The 18,982-nt window shown below is 70.8% G+C and carries 22 protein-coding genes; 13 read left to right on the forward strand and 9 right to left on the reverse strand.

The window, feature by feature from the left end; genetic code table 11:
• Positions 1–206: 206 nt before the first annotated feature.
• Positions 207–3,617 (forward strand): TM0106 family RecB-like putative nuclease, encoded by a 3,411-nt coding sequence (locus tag ACFWY9_RS28275; RefSeq protein ID WP_378340305.1) that lies wholly within the window; start codon positions 207–209, stop codon positions 3,615–3,617.
• Between the two features lie 39 nt (positions 3,618–3,656).
• On the opposite strand, the gene ACFWY9_RS28280 is transcribed toward ACFWY9_RS28275, so the two are convergent.
• The 3 genes from ACFWY9_RS28280 to ACFWY9_RS28290 all read right to left on the reverse strand — a co-directional run bounded on the left by ACFWY9_RS28280 (position 3,657) and on the right by ACFWY9_RS28290 (position 5,975).
• A complete protein-coding gene (locus ACFWY9_RS28280) occupies positions 3,657–3,932 on the reverse strand; it encodes a DUF2087 domain-containing protein (RefSeq protein WP_378330081.1) in 276 nt (91 codons plus the stop codon).
• A 68-nt stretch (positions 3,933–4,000) separates the two neighbouring features.
• A complete protein-coding gene (locus ACFWY9_RS28285) occupies positions 4,001–4,651 on the reverse strand; it encodes a peptide deformylase (protein WP_378340306.1) in 651 nt (216 codons plus the stop codon).
• Positions 4,652–4,706: 55 nt separating this feature from the next.
• Positions 4,707–5,975, reverse strand: a complete 1,269-nt coding sequence (locus tag ACFWY9_RS28290; RefSeq protein ID WP_378340307.1) for a vanadium-dependent haloperoxidase — start codon at positions 5,973–5,975, stop codon at positions 4,707–4,709.
• A gap of 133 nt (positions 5,976–6,108) precedes the next feature.
• Between ACFWY9_RS28290 and ACFWY9_RS28295 the strand changes: the two genes are divergently transcribed.
• The 7 genes from ACFWY9_RS28295 (at position 6,109) to ACFWY9_RS28325 (ending at position 11,045) form a co-directional block, all read left to right on the forward strand.
• Positions 6,109–6,696, forward strand: coding sequence for an RNA polymerase sigma factor (locus ACFWY9_RS28295; RefSeq protein WP_378330053.1), 588 nt, complete (start codon positions 6,109–6,111; stop codon positions 6,694–6,696).
• Entirely contained in the window at positions 6,693–7,376 is a 684-nt protein-coding gene (locus tag ACFWY9_RS28300; protein WP_378330052.1) for a ubiquinol-cytochrome c reductase iron-sulfur subunit, read from the forward strand. The genes ACFWY9_RS28295 and ACFWY9_RS28300 overlap by 4 nt, the downstream gene beginning before the upstream one ends.
• A 21-nt stretch (positions 7,377–7,397) precedes the next feature.
• Positions 7,398–7,811: a plastocyanin/azurin family copper-binding protein gene (locus tag ACFWY9_RS28305; RefSeq protein ID WP_378340308.1), complete on the forward strand. Its 414-nt coding sequence runs from the start codon at positions 7,398–7,400 to the stop codon at positions 7,809–7,811.
• Positions 7,808–8,761 (forward strand): metallophosphoesterase family protein, encoded by a 954-nt coding sequence (locus ACFWY9_RS28310; protein ID WP_378340309.1) that lies wholly within the window; start codon positions 7,808–7,810, stop codon positions 8,759–8,761. The genes ACFWY9_RS28305 and ACFWY9_RS28310 overlap by 4 nt, the downstream gene beginning before the upstream one ends.
• Positions 8,758–9,150 (forward strand): hypothetical protein, encoded by a 393-nt coding sequence (locus ACFWY9_RS28315; RefSeq protein ID WP_378340310.1) that lies wholly within the window; start codon positions 8,758–8,760, stop codon positions 9,148–9,150. Before ACFWY9_RS28310 ends, ACFWY9_RS28315 begins: the two co-directional genes overlap by 4 nt.
• A gap of 57 nt (positions 9,151–9,207) precedes the next feature.
• Positions 9,208–9,672: a hypothetical protein gene (locus tag ACFWY9_RS28320; RefSeq protein ID WP_378340311.1), complete on the forward strand. Its 465-nt coding sequence runs from the start codon at positions 9,208–9,210 to the stop codon at positions 9,670–9,672.
• Between the two features lie 467 nt (positions 9,673–10,139).
• Entirely contained in the window at positions 10,140–11,045 is a 906-nt protein-coding gene (locus ACFWY9_RS28325) for a S1 family peptidase (RefSeq protein WP_378340312.1), read from the forward strand.
• Between the two features lie 5 nt (positions 11,046–11,050).
• On the opposite strand, the gene ACFWY9_RS28330 is transcribed toward ACFWY9_RS28325, so the two are convergent.
• Positions 11,051–11,569: a MarR family winged helix-turn-helix transcriptional regulator gene (locus tag ACFWY9_RS28330; protein WP_378340313.1), complete on the reverse strand. Its 519-nt coding sequence runs from the start codon at positions 11,567–11,569 to the stop codon at positions 11,051–11,053.
• A 39-nt stretch (positions 11,570–11,608) separates the two neighbouring features.
• On the opposite strand from ACFWY9_RS28330, the gene ACFWY9_RS28335 reads away from it, so the two are divergent.
• Entirely contained in the window at positions 11,609–12,553 is a 945-nt protein-coding gene (locus ACFWY9_RS28335) for a DMT family transporter (protein ID WP_378340314.1), read from the forward strand.
• Here ACFWY9_RS28335 and ACFWY9_RS28340 read toward each other — a convergent pair.
• From ACFWY9_RS28340 to ACFWY9_RS28350, 3 genes are all read right to left on the reverse strand, one after another.
• Positions 12,510–12,851, reverse strand: a complete 342-nt coding sequence (locus ACFWY9_RS28340; protein WP_378330044.1) for a cupin domain-containing protein — start codon at positions 12,849–12,851, stop codon at positions 12,510–12,512. The two genes, ACFWY9_RS28335 and ACFWY9_RS28340, sit on opposite strands and share 44 nt — an antisense overlap.
• 154 nt (positions 12,852–13,005) lie before the next feature.
• Complete coding sequence (locus tag ACFWY9_RS28345; protein ID WP_378330043.1) at positions 13,006–13,290, reverse strand: MoaD/ThiS family protein; 285 nt, start codon at positions 13,288–13,290, stop codon at positions 13,006–13,008.
• Positions 13,291–13,292: 2 nt separating this feature from the next.
• Entirely contained in the window at positions 13,293–14,375 is a 1,083-nt protein-coding gene (locus tag ACFWY9_RS28350) for a WD40/YVTN/BNR-like repeat-containing protein (protein ID WP_378330042.1), read from the reverse strand.
• A 169-nt stretch (positions 14,376–14,544) separates the two neighbouring features.
• On the opposite strand from ACFWY9_RS28350, the gene ACFWY9_RS28355 reads away from it, so the two are divergent.
• Together ACFWY9_RS28355 and ACFWY9_RS28360 are read left to right on the forward strand one after the other, a co-directional pair.
• Positions 14,545–14,811 carry an ANTAR domain-containing response regulator gene (locus tag ACFWY9_RS28355; RefSeq protein ID WP_378330041.1) on the forward strand — a complete coding sequence of 89 codons (267 nt, stop codon included), beginning with the start codon at positions 14,545–14,547 and terminating at the stop codon, positions 14,809–14,811.
• Positions 14,812–14,856: 45 nt separating this feature from the next.
• Positions 14,857–15,300: an SRPBCC domain-containing protein gene (locus ACFWY9_RS28360; RefSeq protein ID WP_378340315.1), complete on the forward strand. Its 444-nt coding sequence runs from the start codon at positions 14,857–14,859 to the stop codon at positions 15,298–15,300.
• 6 nt (positions 15,301–15,306) lie between these two features.
• Here the strand turns inward: ACFWY9_RS28360 and ACFWY9_RS28365 are convergent, their stop codons facing one another.
• Together ACFWY9_RS28365 and ACFWY9_RS28370 are read right to left on the reverse strand one after the other, a co-directional pair.
• Positions 15,307–15,627, reverse strand: a complete 321-nt coding sequence (locus ACFWY9_RS28365) for a hypothetical protein (protein WP_378330039.1) — start codon at positions 15,625–15,627, stop codon at positions 15,307–15,309.
• Positions 15,628–15,677: 50 nt separating this feature from the next.
• A complete protein-coding gene (locus tag ACFWY9_RS28370) occupies positions 15,678–16,358 on the reverse strand; it encodes a TetR/AcrR family transcriptional regulator (protein WP_378330038.1) in 681 nt (226 codons plus the stop codon).
• A 173-nt stretch (positions 16,359–16,531) separates the two neighbouring features.
• Here ACFWY9_RS28370 and ACFWY9_RS28375 point away from each other — a divergent pair, with 173 nt between their 5' ends.
• Together ACFWY9_RS28375 and ACFWY9_RS28380 are read left to right on the forward strand one after the other, a co-directional pair.
• The gene (locus ACFWY9_RS28375; protein WP_378330037.1) at positions 16,532–17,752 is read left to right on the forward strand and encodes an oxygenase MpaB family protein; all 1,221 of its coding nucleotides are present in this window, start codon (positions 16,532–16,534) and stop codon (positions 17,750–17,752) included.
• Positions 17,753–17,781: 29 nt separating this feature from the next.
• Positions 17,782–18,981 (forward strand): oxygenase MpaB family protein, encoded by a 1,200-nt coding sequence (locus ACFWY9_RS28380; protein WP_378330036.1) that lies wholly within the window; start codon positions 17,782–17,784, stop codon positions 18,979–18,981.
• The last annotated feature ends 1 nt before the right edge of the window (position 18,982 follow it).

Below are 18,982 nucleotides of genomic sequence, written 5' to 3' on the forward strand. Positions count from 1 at the left end.
TGCGGGGGGGTCGCCGTCCGCACCGGGTTGGGTCTGGAGCGTGGGTACGGACCTTGCTTAAGCCCGATTTCTGTGCGTCCTGTGAACTTAATGCGTCCTTCAGCGCGCCCAACGCATCGAAGGCGCCCTTCAGCACACTCGATGCCCGGCGTGTCGGGGGCGCACCTCGGCGAAACGGCGCCCCGGCCGTGCCAGAATCCGCTGCGATGCACCACACCCCGTCCGACCTGGCCGATCTGCTGGAATGCGAGCACCGGAGCGTCCTGAAGCAGGCGTGGGCGGCCGGGCTGCCCGGTGCTCCCGCGCCGAAGGGCGCCGGGGAGTCCCTCGCGGTCAAGCACGGCCGGGCCCACGAACAGGCCACCTTGACGCGGCTGCGTGGCGAGCGCCACGAAGTCGTCGAGATCGACCACCGCGACCCCGAGGTGGCGGCACGGGAGACCGCGGACGCGGTGCGCGCGGGCGCGCCGGTGATCTACCAGGCGGTGTTCCACGAGGAAGGCGAGTTCTCCGGCCGCGCGGACTTCCTGATGCGCGACGATCAGGGCCGCTACGAGGTGTACGACACCAAACTGGCCCGGCACGCGACCCCGGCCGCGGTGGTGCAGCTGACCGCCTACGCCGACGCGATGCGCCGCGCCGGCTGGCCCGCCGGGCCGCGGATGCATCTGCTGCTCGGCGACGGCGGCACGCACACCCTGCGGGTCCAGGACTTCCTCCCGCTGCTGCGGCGGCTGCGCACCCGGTTGCGCGGCCGCGCGCCGCGGCTGCCCGACCGGCTGTGGGGCGAGGAGCGTCCCGCCTGCGGCGGCTGCGGTTTCGCCGAGCACTGTGGGAGTGCCCGCAAGGCCGACCGGGACCTGTCCCTGGTCGCCGGCATCCGGGGCGATCAGCGCCGCAAACTCGCCGCGGCCGGGCTCGGCACCATCGACGCGCTGGCACTGGCCGCCGCGGAGGACCGGCCACGCGACCTGTCCGCGAGGTCGTTCGAGAACCTGCGCGCGCAGGCGGCCATCCAGCTCCGTCAGGACAGCACGGGCGAGGTCACCTACGAGGTGGTCGAGTCCGACGCGCTGGCGACGCTTCCGCCACCGGCACCCGGCGACGTCTTCTTCGATATGGAGGGTGACCCGTACGCACTGGCGGGCGAAGGGCTGGAGTATCTGTTCGGCGCGATCACCGCCGACGAAGAGGAGCCGCGGTTCACGGCGTTCTGGGCACACACGCGAGCCCAGGAGAAGCAGGCCTTCGAGCAGTTCGTCGACTTCGCCACCGCTCGCCTCGCCGAACACCCCGGCTCGCACATCTACCACTACGCGCCCTATGAGAACACGGCGATCAAGCGGCTGGCCGCGGTCCACGGCACCCGCGAGGACGCGGTCGACGCGCTGCTGCGCGCGGGCGCGCTGGTCGACCTCTACGCCGTGGTGCGCAAGGCGATGCGGGTGTCGCAGCCGTCGTACTCGATCAAGTATCTCGAACCGTTGTACATGCCGGACGCCCGCGAAGGCGAAGTGAAGACGGCGGCGTCGAGCATCGAGGCCTACGAGGACTACCTGACGCTGACACACCAGGGAGACGCCGAGCGCGCCGACGAGGTGCTTCGCGGCATCAGCGACTACAACGAATACGACTGCGTCTCCACGCTTCGGTTGTTCGAGTTCCTCCACCGGGTTCGCGCTGACGCCGGGATCGAGCTCGCGGAAAACCCCGCGGAGTCCGAAGAGGACGCGCTGATCCGCACCGCCGCCGAGGACGTCGCCGAGCAGAAACGCGCCGAGCGGGCCGCGCAGCTGGCGGCGCTGGTGGATCCGCTGCTGGACGGCCTGCCCGACGACCCCGCCGACTTCACCGCCGCGGATCGGGCCCGCGCGCTGCTCGCCGCCTCGGTCGGCTACCACCGGCGCGAGACCACGCCCGCCTGGTGGGAGTACTTCCGCCAGCTCGCCGCGCCGCTCGGCGATCTCGAGGTCGACACCACCTGCATGGTCCCGGTGTCGGTGGACGCGGGGGAGTGGGTGCCGCCGAAGGGCCGGGTGCGGACCGCCAAACGCACCGTGGTCCTGCGGTGCGATCCGGACCGGCCGCATCCCTTCACCCCCGGCGACCAGGTCCGGCTGCGCTACGGCGCCGACGCCCGCGACGCGAAGGTGCTCGACGCCACCGCCTCGGACGTCACCCTGCAGGAGAGCTGCGCACCGGACCGGACCGACGCCGCGCGGCCGAGCGCGGTCCTGCCGGGCAGCCCCGTGCGTCCCGCCCCCAAGGACGAGGCGGTCGCCGACCTGGCCCGGCTGGTCGTGGACGCGCTGCCCGGACTGCCCGCGCATCCCGGCGTCGACCTGCTGTGCCGCACCCCGCCCCGGCTGCGTGGCCGGGATACCCTGCCCGAGGCAGGGGACGACGTCGTCGGCGCGGTGATCGCCGCCGTCGAAGCGCTCGACGGTTCCACCCTCGCCGTCCAAGGACCGCCAGGGGCAGGAAAGACCTATCTGGCAGGAAAACTGATCGCCCGGCTTGTCCACTCAGGACGGACGGTGGCGGTCACCTCGACCAGTCACAAGGCCGTCGAGAACGTCCTGGCCGCCACCATGAAGAACGCATCGACGCTGCCGTGCGCCAAGCGCGCCAAGAAGGCGCCGGATCCGGACGTGCCGTGGGAACAGCCGCCGACCAACGACGCGCTCGTCCGGTGGCGTGCGGAACACACCGGCGGGCACCTGGTCGGCGGAACGGCGTGGACGTTCGCGAACGCCGCGGTCCGCGACGAGCCGTTCGACCTCGTCGTGATCGACGAGGCGGGCCAGTTCGCGCTCGCCGACGCGCTCGCGGTGTCGATGTGCGCCCGCAACGTGCTGCTCCTCGGTGACCCGCAACAGCTGCCGCAGGTCGTGCAGGGCACTCACCCGGCGGGCGCGGGCGCCTCCGCGCTGGGACACCTGATCGGCGAGCACGACATCATCCCGCCCGAGCTGGGCTACTTCCTCGACCAGACCCGCCGCATGCACCCGGCCGTGTGCGACCCGGTTTCCCGGCTGTCCTACGCCGGGCAGCTGCACGCACACCCCACCGCCGCCGAACGTGGCGTCGAGGGTGTGCCCTCTGGCCTCTATCTGTCCGAAGTGGACCACCACGGCAATACCACGCGCTCGGTGGAAGAAGCCGCCGCGGTCACCGAGATCGTGTCCGCCTTGCACGGTCGTGTGTGGACCGGCCATGGGACGGCGCGGCCGCTGGGCGACGAGGACATTCTCGTGGTCGCGCCGTACAACTTCCAGGCTCGCGAGGTCACCCGCGCGCTGGAGCGAGCCGGGTTCGGCGGCGTGCGCGTCGGTACCGTCGACCGGTTCCAGGGGCAGGAGGCGCCGGTGGTGATCACCACGATGACCTCGTCGTCCACAGTGGACCTGCCGCGCGGGCTGGATTTCCTGTTGTCCCGCAACCGGCTCAACGTCGCGCTCTCCCGCGCGCAGGCGGTGACGATCCTGGTCTGCTCACCCCGGCTGGCCGAGGCCGACGTCCGCACGGTCGAGGACATGCGCCTCATCTCCGGTCTCCTCGGGCTGACCGCCCAGGCGAAACCCTGGCAGGGAGTCGGGGCCGTGGTCACGCCGTGAAGGACTCCTTACCGGCGCTCAGCGCCGGTAAGGAGTCCTTCACGGACTTGCGTCGGAGCGCGATTCGGCGGGGCGTCCGTAGGTGCCGCCGTCCCGGCTGCGCTGCAGCAGGCCCTCGTCGACAAGGTGGCGGCGGAGCGCGGCATGGTCGTCGTGCATCGGGGCGAGCCGCTCGCGGACGTCCTGCTCCGTGTAGAGCACGCCCGGCTCGAACTCTTCGGCGAGCCGGACGAGCAGGGCGCGCCGGAGCTTGCCCCGGCGCGGAATCGTGACGAGTCTTCCGTGCCTGAACAACGCTTCGAGCGGGTCGGCCATACCGCCGACGGTACCCCGCGCCGTACCGATCGGTGAACCGGTTTTCCGACCGTCCGAAAAGGACCGGATCAGGCCTGCGGCAACGGGAAGCCGAGTGCGCGCGACGCGTTCTCCGGCGTCGGGTCCGCCCAGCGGCCGAGTACGTGCGCGCTGGTGGACAGCGACCGGATCTCCGCGCGGTCGAGGTAGAGCATGCCGTCGAGGTGGTCGGTCTCATGCTGGACGATGCGGGCGGGCCAGCCCTCGACCTCTTCGTCGAGTTCGCGGCCCGTCTCGTCCTGGCCGCGCAGCAGGATCCGCTCGTGCCGTGCCGTCACCGCCTGCCACCCCGGAACGCTCAGGCAGCCCTCGTAGAAGGCGGCGACGCCAGGGCCCACCGCCTCGTAGCGCGGGTTGACCAGAACCCGGAACGGCTGGGGAACACGGCGGCGGGCGTGGAGCGTCTCGGCGGGAACGTTCCGCAGAATCTCGGCGCGGTCCTCGAGAACCGCTATGCGGAGCGGAATCCCGATCTGGGGCGCCGCGAGGCCGACACCGGGCGCCTCGCGCATCGTGGTGCGCATCAACCCGAGGAGACCGTCGAGCCGTTCGTCGCCGAGCTGGCCTTCGTACGGCTCGCCCCGCCGCCTGAGCACGGGGTCACCCGCGGTCACGATCGGGGCGGGGGAGGGGCCGGCCAGCAACGCGTCGACGAGGTCGAGCAGTGGTGTGGTGGGCAAACCGGTCCCTTCGGGTCGAGGCGGGCTCACCGAGTCTAGCGTCGGCGCACCGCGGCTACGCGTCGAGAACGGCGTGGGCGACGTCGTGCCCGAGACGTCGCCCGGTGTTGTGATCGAGCCGCGTGTGGACGCCCGCGAAGAGGCGGCTGGTGCCCGCTTCGTCGGAGATGTCCTGGAAGGAGCCGAAGGCGCGGACGGTGCCGGGCAGTACCTCCGACGTGACGGTCACGTCGCGGCACGGCCCGTATTCGTGGCGCAGGATCTCGGCTCCGGCCTGCGCGATGACGCTGTGCGCCCCGGGGTAGGCGGGATCGGCGGGGGTCACGCCGAGGCTGGTCCAGTTCGGGTCGCCGATGGTCGCCGGGTTGCCGTCGGTGTCCGCGAGGCGGATCGCGGTGATCGGACGCCAGATCCGGTAGTGGTATTTGGCGTCGTAGAAGGCGATCACGGCGTCGGCGAAGGCGAGGTTGAGTTCCGCGAAGACACGCGCGGCGGTGGGCAGGCCGCTTGGCGCGCCGAGGACGACGCTCTGGGCGATCTCGTTCCAGTAGTTCCAGATCGGGGCGGCCCAGAACCGGGCCTGGACGGTCTGGTCCGCGGTGCGGGCGGTGCTGGTGTCCTGGCCCAGTCGCGCGACTTCGTTGACCGCTTCGGCGTAGGCGGCACTGGTGAGCGGCGGGTACGGGCCGGGCCGGAACCGGTCGGCGCGGTCGAGCACGAACGGGGTCACGGCCGCCCAGTGGGTGAACACGGCGGGGGCGAACGCCGGGGGAGTGGGCCGGTACCGGCCGGGCTCGGTGCCGGGCGGCAGGACCGGCGGGATCGCGCCCGACCCGTCGTTCGCGCGGCGCGCGGCGATCAGCCGCGCGATCCGTTGCCCCGTCAGGACACCGGACGTCTTCGCCCGCCCGTCGGGCACGGTCGCCAGGTCGGTCGCCAGCTGGGCGTCCAGCGCACCGGCGAACGCCGGGTACAGCCCGGTCAGGACGTCGTGGGCGGCCTGTGCCGCCGCCGCGACCGGTGAGGCGGACCGCGGCGCGTCGACGGCGAGCAGGGCGGGACGGCCGGCCCTGCCCGCGGCGACCACCGCGTCGTGGACGGCGGTGTGCAGCATGGCGAAACTCCGGGTGGGATGCACGGTCGCGGGCTGCGCTCCCGGGGTCCGCAGGATCCGGAGCAGGGTCCGGTTCCACGCGGCGACGAGATCGGCGCCGCCTTGCCCCGAACCGGCGGCCACGGCGGGCGCGCCGCCGCCGAGAGCGAGGGCCGCGGCGGTCGCGCCACCGGCGACGAGCAGGCGTCTGCGTGAGAGTGGACTGGTCACTTCTTCGGCTCCCGTCGTTGCGAAACGTGGTCGTCCGTGAGTACGGCGCCTGGTTACGCGGGGCCGGTGTAACCGGCGTGCGTATTACTCGGACGGCGGGGTTCGACGAGGACGGTAGGCCGGATGGTGACCGGTGGGAAGACGTTTCGGGACACGGCGTAAGACGGCCCGAGAGGGAGAAACGGAAGCGGAGCCGGAAGGGCCCGCGCGGCTGCGGGTGGTCGGTACCGATGCCTACCCGGATTGGGAGGCGGTGTACCGCGACAACGTCGAGCGGGTTTACCGGCTGATGTTCGCGAAGGTCGGCAACCGGCCGGACGCCGAGGACCTCACGACCGAGGTCTTCCTGGTCGCGCTCAAGCCGTTGCGTGTTTCGGCGAGCGTCGGCGAGGTGCGGGCGTATCTGCTGGCGACCGCGCGCACGGTGCTGGCGACGCACTGGCGGCGCACGCTCGGCCGGGAGATCACCGTGCTGGACGACGAGCGGGACATCGCGGTTCTCGAGACCGGGATGGAGGATCCCGGGAAGCTGGCGCGGGCGGAGGCGATCCTGGCGGAGCTGCCCGACCGCTACCGGCGGATCCTGCGGCTGCGGTTCCTGGAAGCCTGTTCGCTCAAGGAGGCCGCGGCCGAGCTGGACATCACCGTGGGCAACGCGAAGGTGCTGCAGCACCGGGCGTTGCGTCAGGCCGCGGCGGTGGCGGAGAGGATGGGAACGTGAGCAGTCGCGGAGTCCGCCGGTTCGTCAAAGACCTGCTGCGGCAACGACGTCCACGTCGGTTCGACGCCGGTGCCGGCGACGAGGCGGAGCTGCGCGTGGCCGTCCAGCTGCGCGCGGCCCGCCCCGGGAGCGGCGCACCCACCGAGGAGTTCGTCGCCGGGCTGCACCGGCGGCTGGCCGTCGAACTCGGCGACGCGCCACCGGCCAGGGGCGGCAGCCGGCGGCGGTTCGTCCGGCTGACGTCGACCGCCGCGGCGGCGGCCGTGCTCGGCGCGGGCGTCGACCATCTGGCGACCAGCGGTGGCGAGGAAGCCGCTTCGCCGCCGCCACCGGATCGGACGCTTCGGCCGGAACACGGGGAATGGCGGGCGGTGGTGGCCGGAAAGGATCTTCCCGAGGGCGGAGTGAGGCCGTTCGACTTCGGGTCCGTCGCGGGTTTCGTCGAGCGCGCGGACGGACAGGTGCGGGCGGTGTCGGCGACGTGCACGCATCTGGGCTGCCGGCTGGCGCTGGACGCCCCGGCCCGGCGGCTGAACTGCCCGTGCCACCGCACGGCGTTCGCCGTCGACGGCGCCGTGCTGTTCCATCAGCTGCCGGTCAAGCCGCCACCGCTGCCCCGGCTGGTGGTCCGGGAGTCCGCCGGGGTGGTGGAAGTGCTCGTCCCTCCACAAGAGACGTAACCAGGGCGCGTACGTCATGGCATGACGAAAACCCTGGGACCGACCATCCTGCTGATCGCCGCCGCGCTGGGACTCGCGGCCTGCTCCGCGCCGCCCGCCGCCACACCCGCCAAGGCACCGTCGTCCGCCATGCCGGACATGCCGAGCATGACGGCGTCCTCCGGCGGCCCCGCTGTCGCCACCGACGCGGTGTCCATAAAGGACTTCGCGTTCGCGCCGGGTGACGTCACGGTCAAGGCGGGCGCCACCGTGACGTGGCGGAACGAGGACCAGGACCCGCACACCGTGACCAGCACAGGGAACGCGGGGCCGCTGCGCTCGCCGACACTGAACAAAGGAGACACCTACCGGTACGTCTTCGCCACCCCGGGCCGGTACGAATACCTGTGCACCATCCACCCGTTCATGACCGCGACCGTGACGGTGACGCCGTGACCGCGCGGGACGGGGCGGCGGAAGAGCACGGGCCCGAAGGCATGACCCGGCGGCAGCTGCTGCGCCACACCGCGTGGTTCGGCGCCGCCGTGGTGCTCACCGTTTCGGGCGGGGAAGTCCTCAGCCACGTCACCGGGCCGGCGGAGGCCGCGCCGGAAGACGATCCGCACGCGCTGCGGTTCGTCCAGGTCAGCGACAGCCATCTCGGGTTCAAGGGCTCCGCCAACACCGCCGTCGAGGATTCCTTTTCCCGTGCCATCAACCAGATCAACGCGCTGCCGTACCGCCCGGCGTTCGTGATGCACACCGGCGACCTCACCCACCTCGCCACCCCGGCGCAGTTCGACCAGGTCAAGCAGATGATGAGCGGCCTGCACACCGCACAGGTGCTGACCGTGCCCGGCGAGCACGATTCGATCGACGACACCGGCCAGAAGTACCGCAAGGTGTTCGGGGCCGGAACCGCGGGCGACGGCTGGTACAGCTTCGATGTCCAGGGCGTGCACTTCCTGTCGCTGGTGAACACGCTGAGCCTGGAGAAGCTGGGGCACCTCGGCAACGATCAGCTGGAGTTCGTCCGCAAGGACGTCGCGAAACTCTCCTCGGATACCCCGATCATGGTCTTCAGCCACATCCCGCTGTTCGCGATGTACCCGGCCTGGGGCTGGGGCACCGACGACGCCACGCAGGCGCTGTCCTATCTGCGCCGGTTCTCCTCGGTCACCTGCCTCAACGGGCATGTGCACCAGTTGTTCACCAAAACCGAGGGAAATGTGACCTTCCACAGCGCCACCACCACCGCGTATCCGTTGCCCCAGCCGGGAACCCGGCCCGCGCCGACCCCGGTGACCCTGCCCGCGGGCAAACTCGGCGACGCGCTGGGCATCCGCGAGGTGGCCTATCGGCCCGGGGATCCGGGCCTGGCCGTCAAGGACGTGAGGCTCGCGTGAGCGGGCGAGTGCTGCGGCTCGGCATCGCCGTGTGTCTCGCCGCCGGCGGTTACGTCCACGCCGAACTCTATCTCCACGGCTACCGGGTGATCCCGTTCGTCGGCCCGGCCTTTCTGGTGCAGGCCAGCGGGTCCTTCGCGATCGCGGTCCTGCTGGTGTTCAGCGGTTCGGTGGTGCTGCGGCTCGCCGCGGCCGGACTGGCGCTCGGCGCGCTGGGCGGATTCGTGCTGTCCCGGACGATCGGTGTCTTCGGCTTCGTCGAGTACGGGCTGCAACCGGCACCGGAAGCGCTCGTCAGCCTGCTCGCCGAGGCGGCGGTTCTGGCGTTGCTGCTGGTCGCCTGCGTGGTGGCGCACCGACGTCGGAAGGCGCACGACCCGGCGGTGTAACCCGGCCGCGTATTCGTGAGTGAAGGTTCGGAAAGCCTTTCAGGGGAAGGAAACACGATGCGAAGAGCCATCACGGCGGCGGTGCTTGGCATGGCAGGTCTCGGCTTGGCCGGTGGGGTGGTCACCGGTCCGGTGGCCCAGGCGAGCGGACGCCGGTGCGGACCCGCGGTCTCGACGGCGGGAACCGGCACGCTGGGCACCACGTGGACGCTCAAGTCGGCGTACGACGACGACGGCCCGGTACCGGGGAAACTGGTCGTCGGCGAGGAGTTCCAGATCAACACCCAGGGGGCCGGCCAGCACTGGACGGTCACCTTCGCCGACAACGGGACGGTGTTCTTCGGCAATCCCGACGACGTGTCCACAGTGGACGGTATCAGGGAGGTGCACATGAACCCGGCCGTGCACCACACGCCGCAGCACATGACCGCGCACGCGGTCCGGCACGAGACCGGCGAAGTCATCGACGGGGCGGTCGATCTGCCCCCGGCGCCGGACGGGTGCGGTCCCCTCTCCCCGTGACCGCACCGAACGCGGGGCGTGCCCGGCGGTGCCGGATACCGGCGGGCACGCCTCGCCCCACTGTCGGTTTCTCGCTAAGGGTTCTGGGGCCGTGGGTGCCGCCGGAGGTGCTGTAGAACGCTTGGGGTGCGCTGGCCTGAGGTGCGACAAGGGCGTCCCTGGGTGCGGTGGATGCACCCAGGGCGTCCCTGGGACTTGCCTGCGCTCGCCGACTCCGTTCGCGACACACACCCCAGACCCACCGCATGCCGTGAAGGCCTCCTTACCGGCGCCCAGCGCCGCGAAGGACCCCTTCACCACACCACCAAGCCCCCGGGAAAGCACCCACCAGCAAAGCCGCACCCCGCACCTACCGAGAAAACCTCACTGTGGGAACGACCACGTCAGATCGGGAAAGTTTCGTGCACGGAGGTGCACCGGCGGCGGCGCGGCGGAACCGCATGGGGCGGTCATGCGTGCTCTAGGACATGAGGACGAATACGGGACGGTTGTCGACCCGGCGGCTCTGGGCGCTCTCGGCCGCCGTGCTGGCGGGCGTCGGCGGCGCCTTCGCCAGTGTCACCACCGGTGAGACGAAGGCGACGACCCGGGCCGACCATTTTCTTCAGGCGAGGGCCGCGCCGACGACGGCCATGCCGCCCACGGCGACGGCCTCGGTGACGACCGAGTCCCCGGCGACGACCGCCGGCCGCCCGGTGGTGAGCCCGGTCCTGCCGTTCAACGCGAAGCTGACGTCGTCGGACATCCCGGTACGCGGTGGCGGCGTGCGAAGCGGAGCGTGCAGTGGTTCCCTGATCGCCCCCGAGTGGATCATCACGGCCGGGCACTGCTTCCACGACATCAACGGCGCGTGGGTGGGCGGCAAGCCCCGCTACCACATGACGGTGACCGTCGGGAAGCTGAAGGACGGCGACCCCGGCGGGCACACGGCGCAGGTGGTGGACGTCCGGCAGTCCCCGGTCAACGACCTCGCGGTGGCGAAGCTGAGCACCGCGATCGACGACGTCGTCCCGTTGACCTTGCCGGACAAGGCGCCCGAAGTGGGCCAGCGGCTGCGGTTCGCGGGCTGGGGTTCCACCTCGGCCACCGTCGTCGCCCCGTCCGACCACCTCAAACGCGGGGAGTTCTCCGTCGCGAAGATCGCGCCGACCACTCTCGAAGCACTGCCGGTGGTGCCGCGCACGGTCGAGAACAGCCCGTGCGCCGACGACTCCGGCTCGCCGTACTTCGTTTCCGGCGACAACCGGACCGGGAACCTGGTCGCCATCGAGAACAGCGGACCGCCGTGCCCTCAGCCCGGCCGCGAGATCATCGCGCGGGTGGACATCCTGACCGACTGGATCCGCACGCAGACCGGGGACACCGCGCGGTAGCCCGGCTACCGCGGGCGGGGCGGGCGAGGTGCTTCGAGCCGCGCGAGCCAGCCCGTGAGCAGGTGCTCCAGCCGGGTGGCCTCGGCCGGGGTGAGGTCGTCCAGCAGTCGCCGCTCGTTGCGCATGTGCTCGGTGAACGCCTCGTCGAACAGGTCCCGCCCCGCCGGGGTCAGTGCGACCACCCGGCCGCGCCCGTCGGTCGTGCTGGGGCGGCGCGCGACCAGACCGGCGCGTTCCAGCCGGTCGAGCCGTTTGGTCATGGCCCCGGTGGTGACCATGGTGAACGCGGCCAGTTCCCCTGGCGCCCGTTCGAAGGGATCACCCGCCCGGCGGAGCGCGGCCAGGACGTCGAACTCGCCCTCGCTGAGCCCATAGCGGTGATACACCAGGCAGAGCTGGTCGGTCAGCAGCGCGGCCACCCGGTGCAGGCGGCCGATCACGCCCTGGGGGCTCACGTCGAGGTCGGGACGCTCGCGCGCCCATTCGGCCTGGATGCGGGCGACGTGGTCCAGCGGTTCGGTCACCCTTCCATAATAGCTTCCCAGGAAGCTATTGTATCTTCCATGGAAGGTACTCTGCGGTGGAGCCTGGTCACCGCTGTCGCGCCGATCGCCTGGGGCACCAACTACTTCGTCACCCACGAGCACCTGCCCGCGGGAGTGCCGTTGTACGGGGCGATCCTCCGTGCGCTCCCGGCCGGGCTGCTCCTGCTCGCGGTGTGCCGGCGGCGGCCGCGCGGATCGTGGTGGGGGAAGTCGCTGGTGCTCGGCGCGCTGAACACCAGCGCGTTCTTCACCCTGATCTATGTCGCGGCGCACCGGCTGCCGACCAGCCTGGCCTCGATGATCATGGCCACCTCGCCGGTGGTGCTGATGCTGCTGGCCTGGCTGCTGGCAGCCGAACGGCCGGCGGTCCGCGCGCTGGCGGGCGCCGCGATCGGCATCACCGGGGCGTGCCTGATGCTGCTGACCGCGGCGGTGCGGGTGGACGCGCTCGGCGTGGCCGCTTCGGTGGGCGCCATGGTGTTGTCGTCGGTCGGGTACATCCTCGCGAAACGATGGGCGGGGGAGGTCGACGTCCTCGCTTCGACCGCCTGGCAGCTCATCGCGGGCAGCCTCATCCTGATCCCGCCCGCGATCGTGGTCGAGGGCGCCCCGCCGGCACTGGACGGGGACATGCTGTTCGGCTTCGCGTATGTCACCGTCGTCGCGACCGCTGTCGCTTTTACCGCGTGGTTCGCGGGACTCAAGCACCTGCCCGCCGCGTCCGTGGGACTCATCGGACTGCTCAATCCCGTCACCGGTGTCCTGCTCGGCACCATGCTGGCCGGGGACACGCTCACCGTGCGGCAGCTGCTCGGCATCGCGCTGGTGCTGGCCGGGCTGCTGCTCGGCCAGCCGCTCTTCCGCCGGTTCCGCCGTCGCGCCCCGGACCCGGTAGTCCTGAGTGGACAGTGCGTTCCGGCTACCGGCCGAGCGTCCGCGCGAGATCGGGGGCCGGTGCCTTGAATTCCAGCCACCGGCTGTCGGCCACCGCCTCGACGGAATGCGGGACTCCTCGCGGATGCAGCAGCGACTCCCCGGGGAGCAGCTGCACGGTATGGCCGGAGAGTGTGCCGGTGAGGCGGCCGGAGAGGAGATGGACGAAGCTGTCGTGCTCGTGCGCGTGGACCGGCGAGCCCACGCCCGCGGGGTATTCGATCTCCAGCAGCACGCCGTGGTCCGTCCGGAGGGGAACCCGGACCCGCCCGTGGCCGCCCAGCAGTTCCAGCCCTTCGACATGGGTCAGTGGTGCCCATTCGCTCATGCGATCGCCTCGCTCCGCGAGACTGTGTTCGATCCCTTTTGGCGCATGATGTCCATGATTCGCTCGCAAGCTTCGCTCATGCCTTTGCCTCCCGCCGATCGTCCCGGCGACGACACGCGGCGCCGGGGCGGGGGTCCCCGAAATCCTTACCTGATCAGCCTCCTGCCACCGACGGGATGATCTGGACCTCGGCGGCCTCCCGGAGCGGGGTGGCGGAGCCGCCGGAGCGACGGCATTCCTCGCCGTCCACGAAGAAGTTGACGTAGCGGCGCAACCCGGCCTGCTCGTCGCGCAGCCGCCGCTCCAGCGCCGGGTGCTCCTTGGCCAGCACATCGAGCAGGGAGCCCAAGGTGGCGGGCTCATCGACCTCGACGACGAGGCGGCCCTGCCCGCCCGCCTTCTCGCGCAGCACTCCCGGAAGCAACACGATGACCCGCATCGTCACACCGTCGCGGCCCGGACGCACAGCACATCCGGCAGATGCGACGCGACGAGCCGCCAGCTGTCGCCCTCGTCGCGGCTGGCGTAGACGTCACCGGTCCGCGAGCCGAAGTAGACCCCGGCGGGCTCGGCGTCGTCGGCGCACATCGCGTCACGCATGACCCCCGCCCAGAACTCGTCCGGCAGCCCGGCGCCCAGCGCCTCCCAGGACTCACCGGCGTCCTCACTGCGGTACACCCGGCATCGGGCCTCCGGCGGGAAACGTCGCATGTCGGCCACCAGCGGGAAGGTGTAGATCACCTCGGGCCGCCGCGGGTGGACCACCATCGGGAAGCCGAAGTCGCTGGGCAGCCCGTCGGCGATGGACCGCCAGCTGGCCGCGTCGTCGTCGCTGCGGTAGACGCCGTGGTGCACCTGCGCGTAGAAGCGTTCCGGCGCTTGGGGATGCGTGGCGACCTTGTGCACGCAGTGGCCGTACTCCGGGTACGGATCGGGGACGTGCACGGCCTTGATGCCGGTGTTGCGTGCCTGCCACGAAGCGCCGCCGTCCTCCGTGCGGTAGACGCCGCCGGTCGACATCGCGACGGTGATCCGGCCCGGCGTCGCCGGATGCGGGATCACCGTGTGGATGGCCTTGCCGCCGCCTCCCGGTGTCCAGTGCTCCCGGTGCGGGTGGTCCCACAGACCGCGGACCAGCTCGTAGGTCCGGCCTCCGTCGGCGGAGCGGAACAGCGCCGACGGCTCGACCCCGGCGTAGACCACGGCGGGCTCGCTCGCCGGGCCGGGCGTCAGCTGCCACACCCTGGCGAGCGACTCCCCGGTGTCCTCCGGGAAGGCGATCGGGGCGTGATCGGGCTCCTGCCAGCTCGCGCCCAGATCATCGCTCGTCGCCACGCTGGGCCCGTAGTGCTCGCTGGTGACGCCGGCCAGGAGTCTTGGCTTGCCCCTGCGGACGTCGATGCCGACCGCGTAGACCTCCGTCATCGGGTGCTGGGGTCCGCTCAGCTCCCAGCTCGCCCGCCCATCCGTGCTGGTGGCCAGCCACAGCCCCTTGCGGGTACCGATCGCGAGTAGTACAGCCATCCGACGCCTTCCCTTCAGTGATGTGCATCACAGGAGGGAACGCTACCCCGCACCACCGACAAAACCGGTTTCCGCCTTGCCGGGGTAGTTACGTCCGCCCCCGTTCGGGTATGCATGGAACTGGCAGACCAGGTCATCGGTCACTTCCGCGCCGGGGAAGAGAGACGACATGGTTTCGGGGTACGGATCCGACACCGGAAACGAAGAGCTCGCCGAGCTGGCCCGCCTGCGCGGGCTCGTCACCCAGCTGCAGACCGCGCTGGACACCAGGATCGTGATCGAACAAGCCAAGGGAGTGCTCGCCGAGCGGTACCAGATCACCTTGCACGAAGCGTTCACCCGCCTCCGCAAGCGCGCACGCGATCAGCGGCTGCGGCTGCACACCGTGGCCGGGTCGGTGGTCGGCACCCTGCCCGACGCCAGAGCCGGCCGGTGAAAATCCGGTCGGCACCGGACCTCGGCGGGGCTATCGTCGTGCTCCATGACGCAGGGTTCGCTGATCCGGACCGTGGTGGACGTCGCGGCGCCGCCCGAGGCGGTGTGGCGGGTTCTTGTCGACTTCGGTCGTTATTCCCGTTGGCATCCCACGATGGTCGTCGATGATCCGGTGCCCGAAGCGGTTCCGGGGGCGAAGCTGAAGCTGAGGGTGTCCGGCGGCGTCGCCGGTGACCAGTCGTTCACCGCCGAGATCGTCGAGGCGCTCCCGCCGCGGCGGCTGGTGTGGCTGGGCGGCGTGCCCGACGTTCTGCTGGGGCGGCACAGCTTCGAGGTCGAGCCGCTGGCGAGCGGCAGAAGTCGTTACACGGACACGGAAACGTGGTCCGGTTCCCTGGTCGCGACCGTGATCGCCGAGCAGTACGAGGCGATCACGGCGGAGTACGAACGGGTCGTGCGGGCACTGAAAACCGCGGTGGAAGCCGGCTGAGTCCGGTCAGGCCGGTGCGGGGTGTTCGATATGGGCGGCGACCTTCGTGCCGTCCGCCGTCAGCCAGCCCTTCCGCGCCGCGTACGCGATCATCGCGTCCCAGCGCCCGGGCCAGTCCGCGCCGACGGAACCACGCGATGCGTTCTCGCGCAGGGATTCGACCGAAAGCCAGGCGCTGTCCGGTTCGTCGGCCGGGCCGCCGAAACCGGCGTCGCGCAACGCTTGGCCCGTGGCCGCCGAATCCAGCTCGGTGGCGACGTGAAGCCGGGTGCAGTCGTCGCCTTCCTCGACCCGGACCGCGCCGTCACCGCCGACGTGAACGAACACCGCGCCCTCCCCGGATAGACCTGCGCCAGCGAGGGTACGCGCCGAACGGGTCAGCGTGATTTTCCGGGCGGCCGCAGCATCGGGACGAGGAACTGCCGGGCCACCTCGGCCACCTGCTCGTCGTCGTCGAGGTCGATGAGGTGACTGGGAATGGCCAGGAACGAGGCCGAGACGCGGACCATCAGCTCGGCGACGCGATCGGCGTCCACCGCGCGGTCCACGGTGCCGGCGCGTTGTTCGTGGCGGAGCTGGCCCGCGACGAACTGCCGCACGGTGGCGAGTGTCCGGCCGCCGTCGTTGGTCATCGACGACACGAACAGGTCCGGCTCCGCGGCGATCAGGCCGCCGATCAGCGGGTTGCCGCGGATGGCGCGCAACGAGCTCACGAAACCCAGCACGACCCGGTCGGCGACGGTTTCGGCGCGCTCGATGTCGATGAGGAACTGGTCGAAATATCGGCGGAATTCCCGCCGCACCACGTGTTCGACCAGGGTGTCCTTCGTGGCGAACCGGCGGTAGACGGTGATCCGCGAGACGGCCGCCCGCCGGGCCACATCCTCCATTGTGGACCGTTGGATGCCCATGCGGCAGAACTGCTCGTACGCCGCGTCGAGGATGCGCGTGCGGGTGTCGTCCCTGTCGTCGACCCGTTCGACAGCCTCGGAATACGCGCGTTCCAGCATCGATTCCGAGCCTGAGGTCGCCCCGAGGGCGGACAGCGCAGGTTCCACGATCACCTCCTGAGACGACCGATTCTGCCTCAAGTTCTGCCTCGACCGCCGAACTCCGTCCTCGCGACAGGTCTTGTGATGGCCGACACGCTGTGCTCTCATGGTGATACGCAGATGCGCATCGTGTTTCATCGTATCAGGCGCTCGCGACCTCAAGGAGGAGGAGCGAAGGCATGGACAGTCTCAGCAGGCGCAACGTGTTGAAGGCGGGCGGGGCGTTGGGCGCGCTTGGCGCGCTGACCGCCGCGACACCCGCGTGGGCGTCGACGTGGACGTGGTCGCCCCGGGGCTCGGTCGCGGGCGCCGGCGAAGGCGCTGACCCGCGCTGGGTCTGGGACCCGGAAGCCGATCCGCTGGTCGCCTCGCTGCTCGACCGCGGTGACGTGCCCAGGGTCAACGCGCTGTTGCGGACCTGGACCAGGAACGACCAGCCGCTACCGGACGGGCTGCCCGCCGATCTGCGGGACTTCATGGAGCGCGCCCGCCGCCTGCCTCCGTGGGCGGACCGGGGAAAGCTGGCCACCGCGGTGAAGTTCAACGAAAAGCGCGGGCTGTACCTCGGCGTGCTGTACGGGCTGGCCAGCGGCATGATGAGCACGGTCATTCCCCACGAGGCACGCGCGGTCTACTACTCCAAGGGCGGCGCGGACATGAAGGACCGCATCTCCAAGACCGCCAAACTGGGCTACGACATCGGCTCGCGGAACGCCTATCAGCCCGACGGCGAAATGATCGTGACGTGCGTCAAGACCCGGCTGGTACACGCCGCGGTGCGTCACCTGCTGCCGAAGTCGCCACACTGGCCGGACGTCTCCGGTGAGAAGATCCCGATCAGCCAGGCGGACATGATGGTCACCTGGCACAGCCTGCCCACGACCGTGATGCAGAAGCTCACCGCGTGGCAGGTGCCGATCCCGGCCGCCGAGTCCGAGGCCTTCCTGCACTCGTGGCAGATCGGCGCGCACATGCTCGGCATCATGGACGAGTACATTCCCGCGTCGTGGAGCGCGGCCGACGCGCAGGCCAAGCAGGTGCTGGACCCGGTGCTGGCGCCGACCCGCGAGGGTGTCGAACTCGCCGATATCCTGCTCGATCTCGGTTCGCCGGTCGACGGTGGCGTGCTGAGCAAGCACATCCTCGGCGCGTTCACCCGCTTCCTGCTCGGCGACCGGATCGCCGACTGGCTGGCGATCGCCAGGGAACCGGTCTGGGATCCGCTGCTGAAGGCGAGCTGGGGCCCGTTCATCGCCGTTCGCGAAGGGTTGCTTCCCTTCCCTGGCGCGCCGCAGGCCTATTGGCTCTTCGACGAGTTCCTGCGCAAGGCGGCCCTGCTCTACCTGTCCGAGGCGCGTCCGATCAGCATCGAAATCCCCGAGATCAACCGCCCGTCCTGATGGGCCGGACCCGAGGAGGAGTTCACGGTATGGCGGAACTCAGCAGGCGCAAGATGTTGATCTCGGGTGGCGCCCTTGGCGCGCTCGGTGCGCTGGGGGTCGCGTCCCCGGCCTGGGCATGGGCGGCGAGCGGGTCCGTCGCGGGTTCGGGGGCAGGGGCCGATCCGCGGTGGGTGTGGGACGAGGAGGCGGACCCGCTGGTGGCGTCGCTGCTCGATCGCGGCGCGGTGCCCGAGGTCAACCGCCTGCTGGCGGAGTGGACGCGCAACGACCAGCCGCCGCCCGCCGGGCTGCCCGCCGACCTTCGGTCCTTTATGGACAGAGCACGTCAGCTGCCTTCGTGGGCGGACCGTGGAAAGCTCGAAACCGCCGCCGAATTCACCAAATCCCGCGGGCTGTATCTCAACCTGCTCAACGGCGTCGGCGGCGGCATGCTGAGCACCGCCATCCCCAAGGAGGCGCGCGCGGTCTACTACTCCAAGGGTGGCGCGGACATGGAGGATCGCGTCGCCAAGACCAGCATCCTCGGATTCGCCGTCGGCGCCTTGAACGCGTACCGACCCGACGGCTCGTGTGTGGTCAACGCCGTGAAGACGCGGCTGGTGCACGCGGCGGTCCGGCATCTGCTGAAGCAGTCTCCGCACTGGACCGGCGACATCCCGATCAGCCAGAACGACATGCTCGTCACCTGGCACACCCTACCGACGTTCGCGATGCGCAGGATGCGCGAATGGAAGGTCCCGATCAGTACCGCCGAATCCACGGCTTATCTGCACGTGTGGCAGGTGACCGCGCACATGCTCGGCATCAGGGACGAGTACATCCCCGCCACCTGGGACGCGGCGAACGCCCAGTCGGCACAGGTCCTGCCGCCCGCCATGGGGCCGACCCGCGAGGGTGTCGAGCTGACCGACATCCTGCTCGGCCAGCTCGCCGAGCAGACCAGCCCCGGCAGCATCAGCAGGCCGCTGTGCAACGCGCTCGCCCGGTACCTGGTCGGCGACCAGGTGGCCGACTGGGACGCCATTCCCCGCGAGCCGATCTGGGGACCGGCGATCGCCGCCGCGTGGCCCGCGCTGGTGGCCTTCCGCGAAGGCCTCCTCCCGCTGCCGCTGGTGCCCGAGGCCGCCTGGGTCCTCGACGAAGCCGCGCGGCAGTACATCCTCTTCTACCTCACCAAGGGCAAGGGGACGAGGATCGAAATCCCCGAGACCAACCGGCCGGGCTGAG

The sequence above is a fragment of the Amycolatopsis sp. NPDC059027 genome (genome assembly GCF_042739735.1).
Lineage (GTDB): Bacteria > Actinomycetota > Actinomycetes > Mycobacteriales > Pseudonocardiaceae > Amycolatopsis.

Bases quoted from the DNA above. Each gene is read 5' to 3' on its own strand.
- ACFWY9_RS28275 (WP_378340305.1), top strand. From the start codon at position 207: ATGCACCACACCCCGTCCGACCTGGCCGATCTGCTGGAATGCGAGCAC.
- ACFWY9_RS28280 (WP_378330081.1), bottom strand. From the start codon at position 3,932: ATGGCCGACCCGCTCGAAGCGTTGTTCAGGCACGGAAGACTCGTCACG.
- ACFWY9_RS28305 (WP_378340308.1), top strand. From the start codon at position 7,398: ATGACGAAAACCCTGGGACCGACCATCCTGCTGATCGCCGCCGCGCTG.
- ACFWY9_RS28320 (WP_378340311.1), top strand. From the start codon at position 9,208: ATGCGAAGAGCCATCACGGCGGCGGTGCTTGGCATGGCAGGTCTCGGC.
- ACFWY9_RS28325 (WP_378340312.1), top strand. From the start codon at position 10,140: ATGAGGACGAATACGGGACGGTTGTCGACCCGGCGGCTCTGGGCGCTC.
- ACFWY9_RS28335 (WP_378340314.1), top strand. From the start codon at position 11,609: ATGGAAGGTACTCTGCGGTGGAGCCTGGTCACCGCTGTCGCGCCGATC.
- ACFWY9_RS28340 (WP_378330044.1), bottom strand. From the start codon at position 12,851: ATGAGCGAATGGGCACCACTGACCCATGTCGAAGGGCTGGAACTGCTG.
- ACFWY9_RS28345 (WP_378330043.1), bottom strand. From the start codon at position 13,290: ATGCGGGTCATCGTGTTGCTTCCGGGAGTGCTGCGCGAGAAGGCGGGC.
- ACFWY9_RS28350 (WP_378330042.1), bottom strand. From the start codon at position 14,375: ATGGCTGTACTACTCGCGATCGGTACCCGCAAGGGGCTGTGGCTGGCC.
- ACFWY9_RS28355 (WP_378330041.1), top strand. From the start codon at position 14,545: ATGGTTTCGGGGTACGGATCCGACACCGGAAACGAAGAGCTCGCCGAG.
- ACFWY9_RS28360 (WP_378340315.1), top strand. From the start codon at position 14,857: ATGACGCAGGGTTCGCTGATCCGGACCGTGGTGGACGTCGCGGCGCCG.
- ACFWY9_RS28375 (WP_378330037.1), top strand. From the start codon at position 16,532: ATGGACAGTCTCAGCAGGCGCAACGTGTTGAAGGCGGGCGGGGCGTTG.
- ACFWY9_RS28380 (WP_378330036.1), top strand. From the start codon at position 17,782: ATGGCGGAACTCAGCAGGCGCAAGATGTTGATCTCGGGTGGCGCCCTT.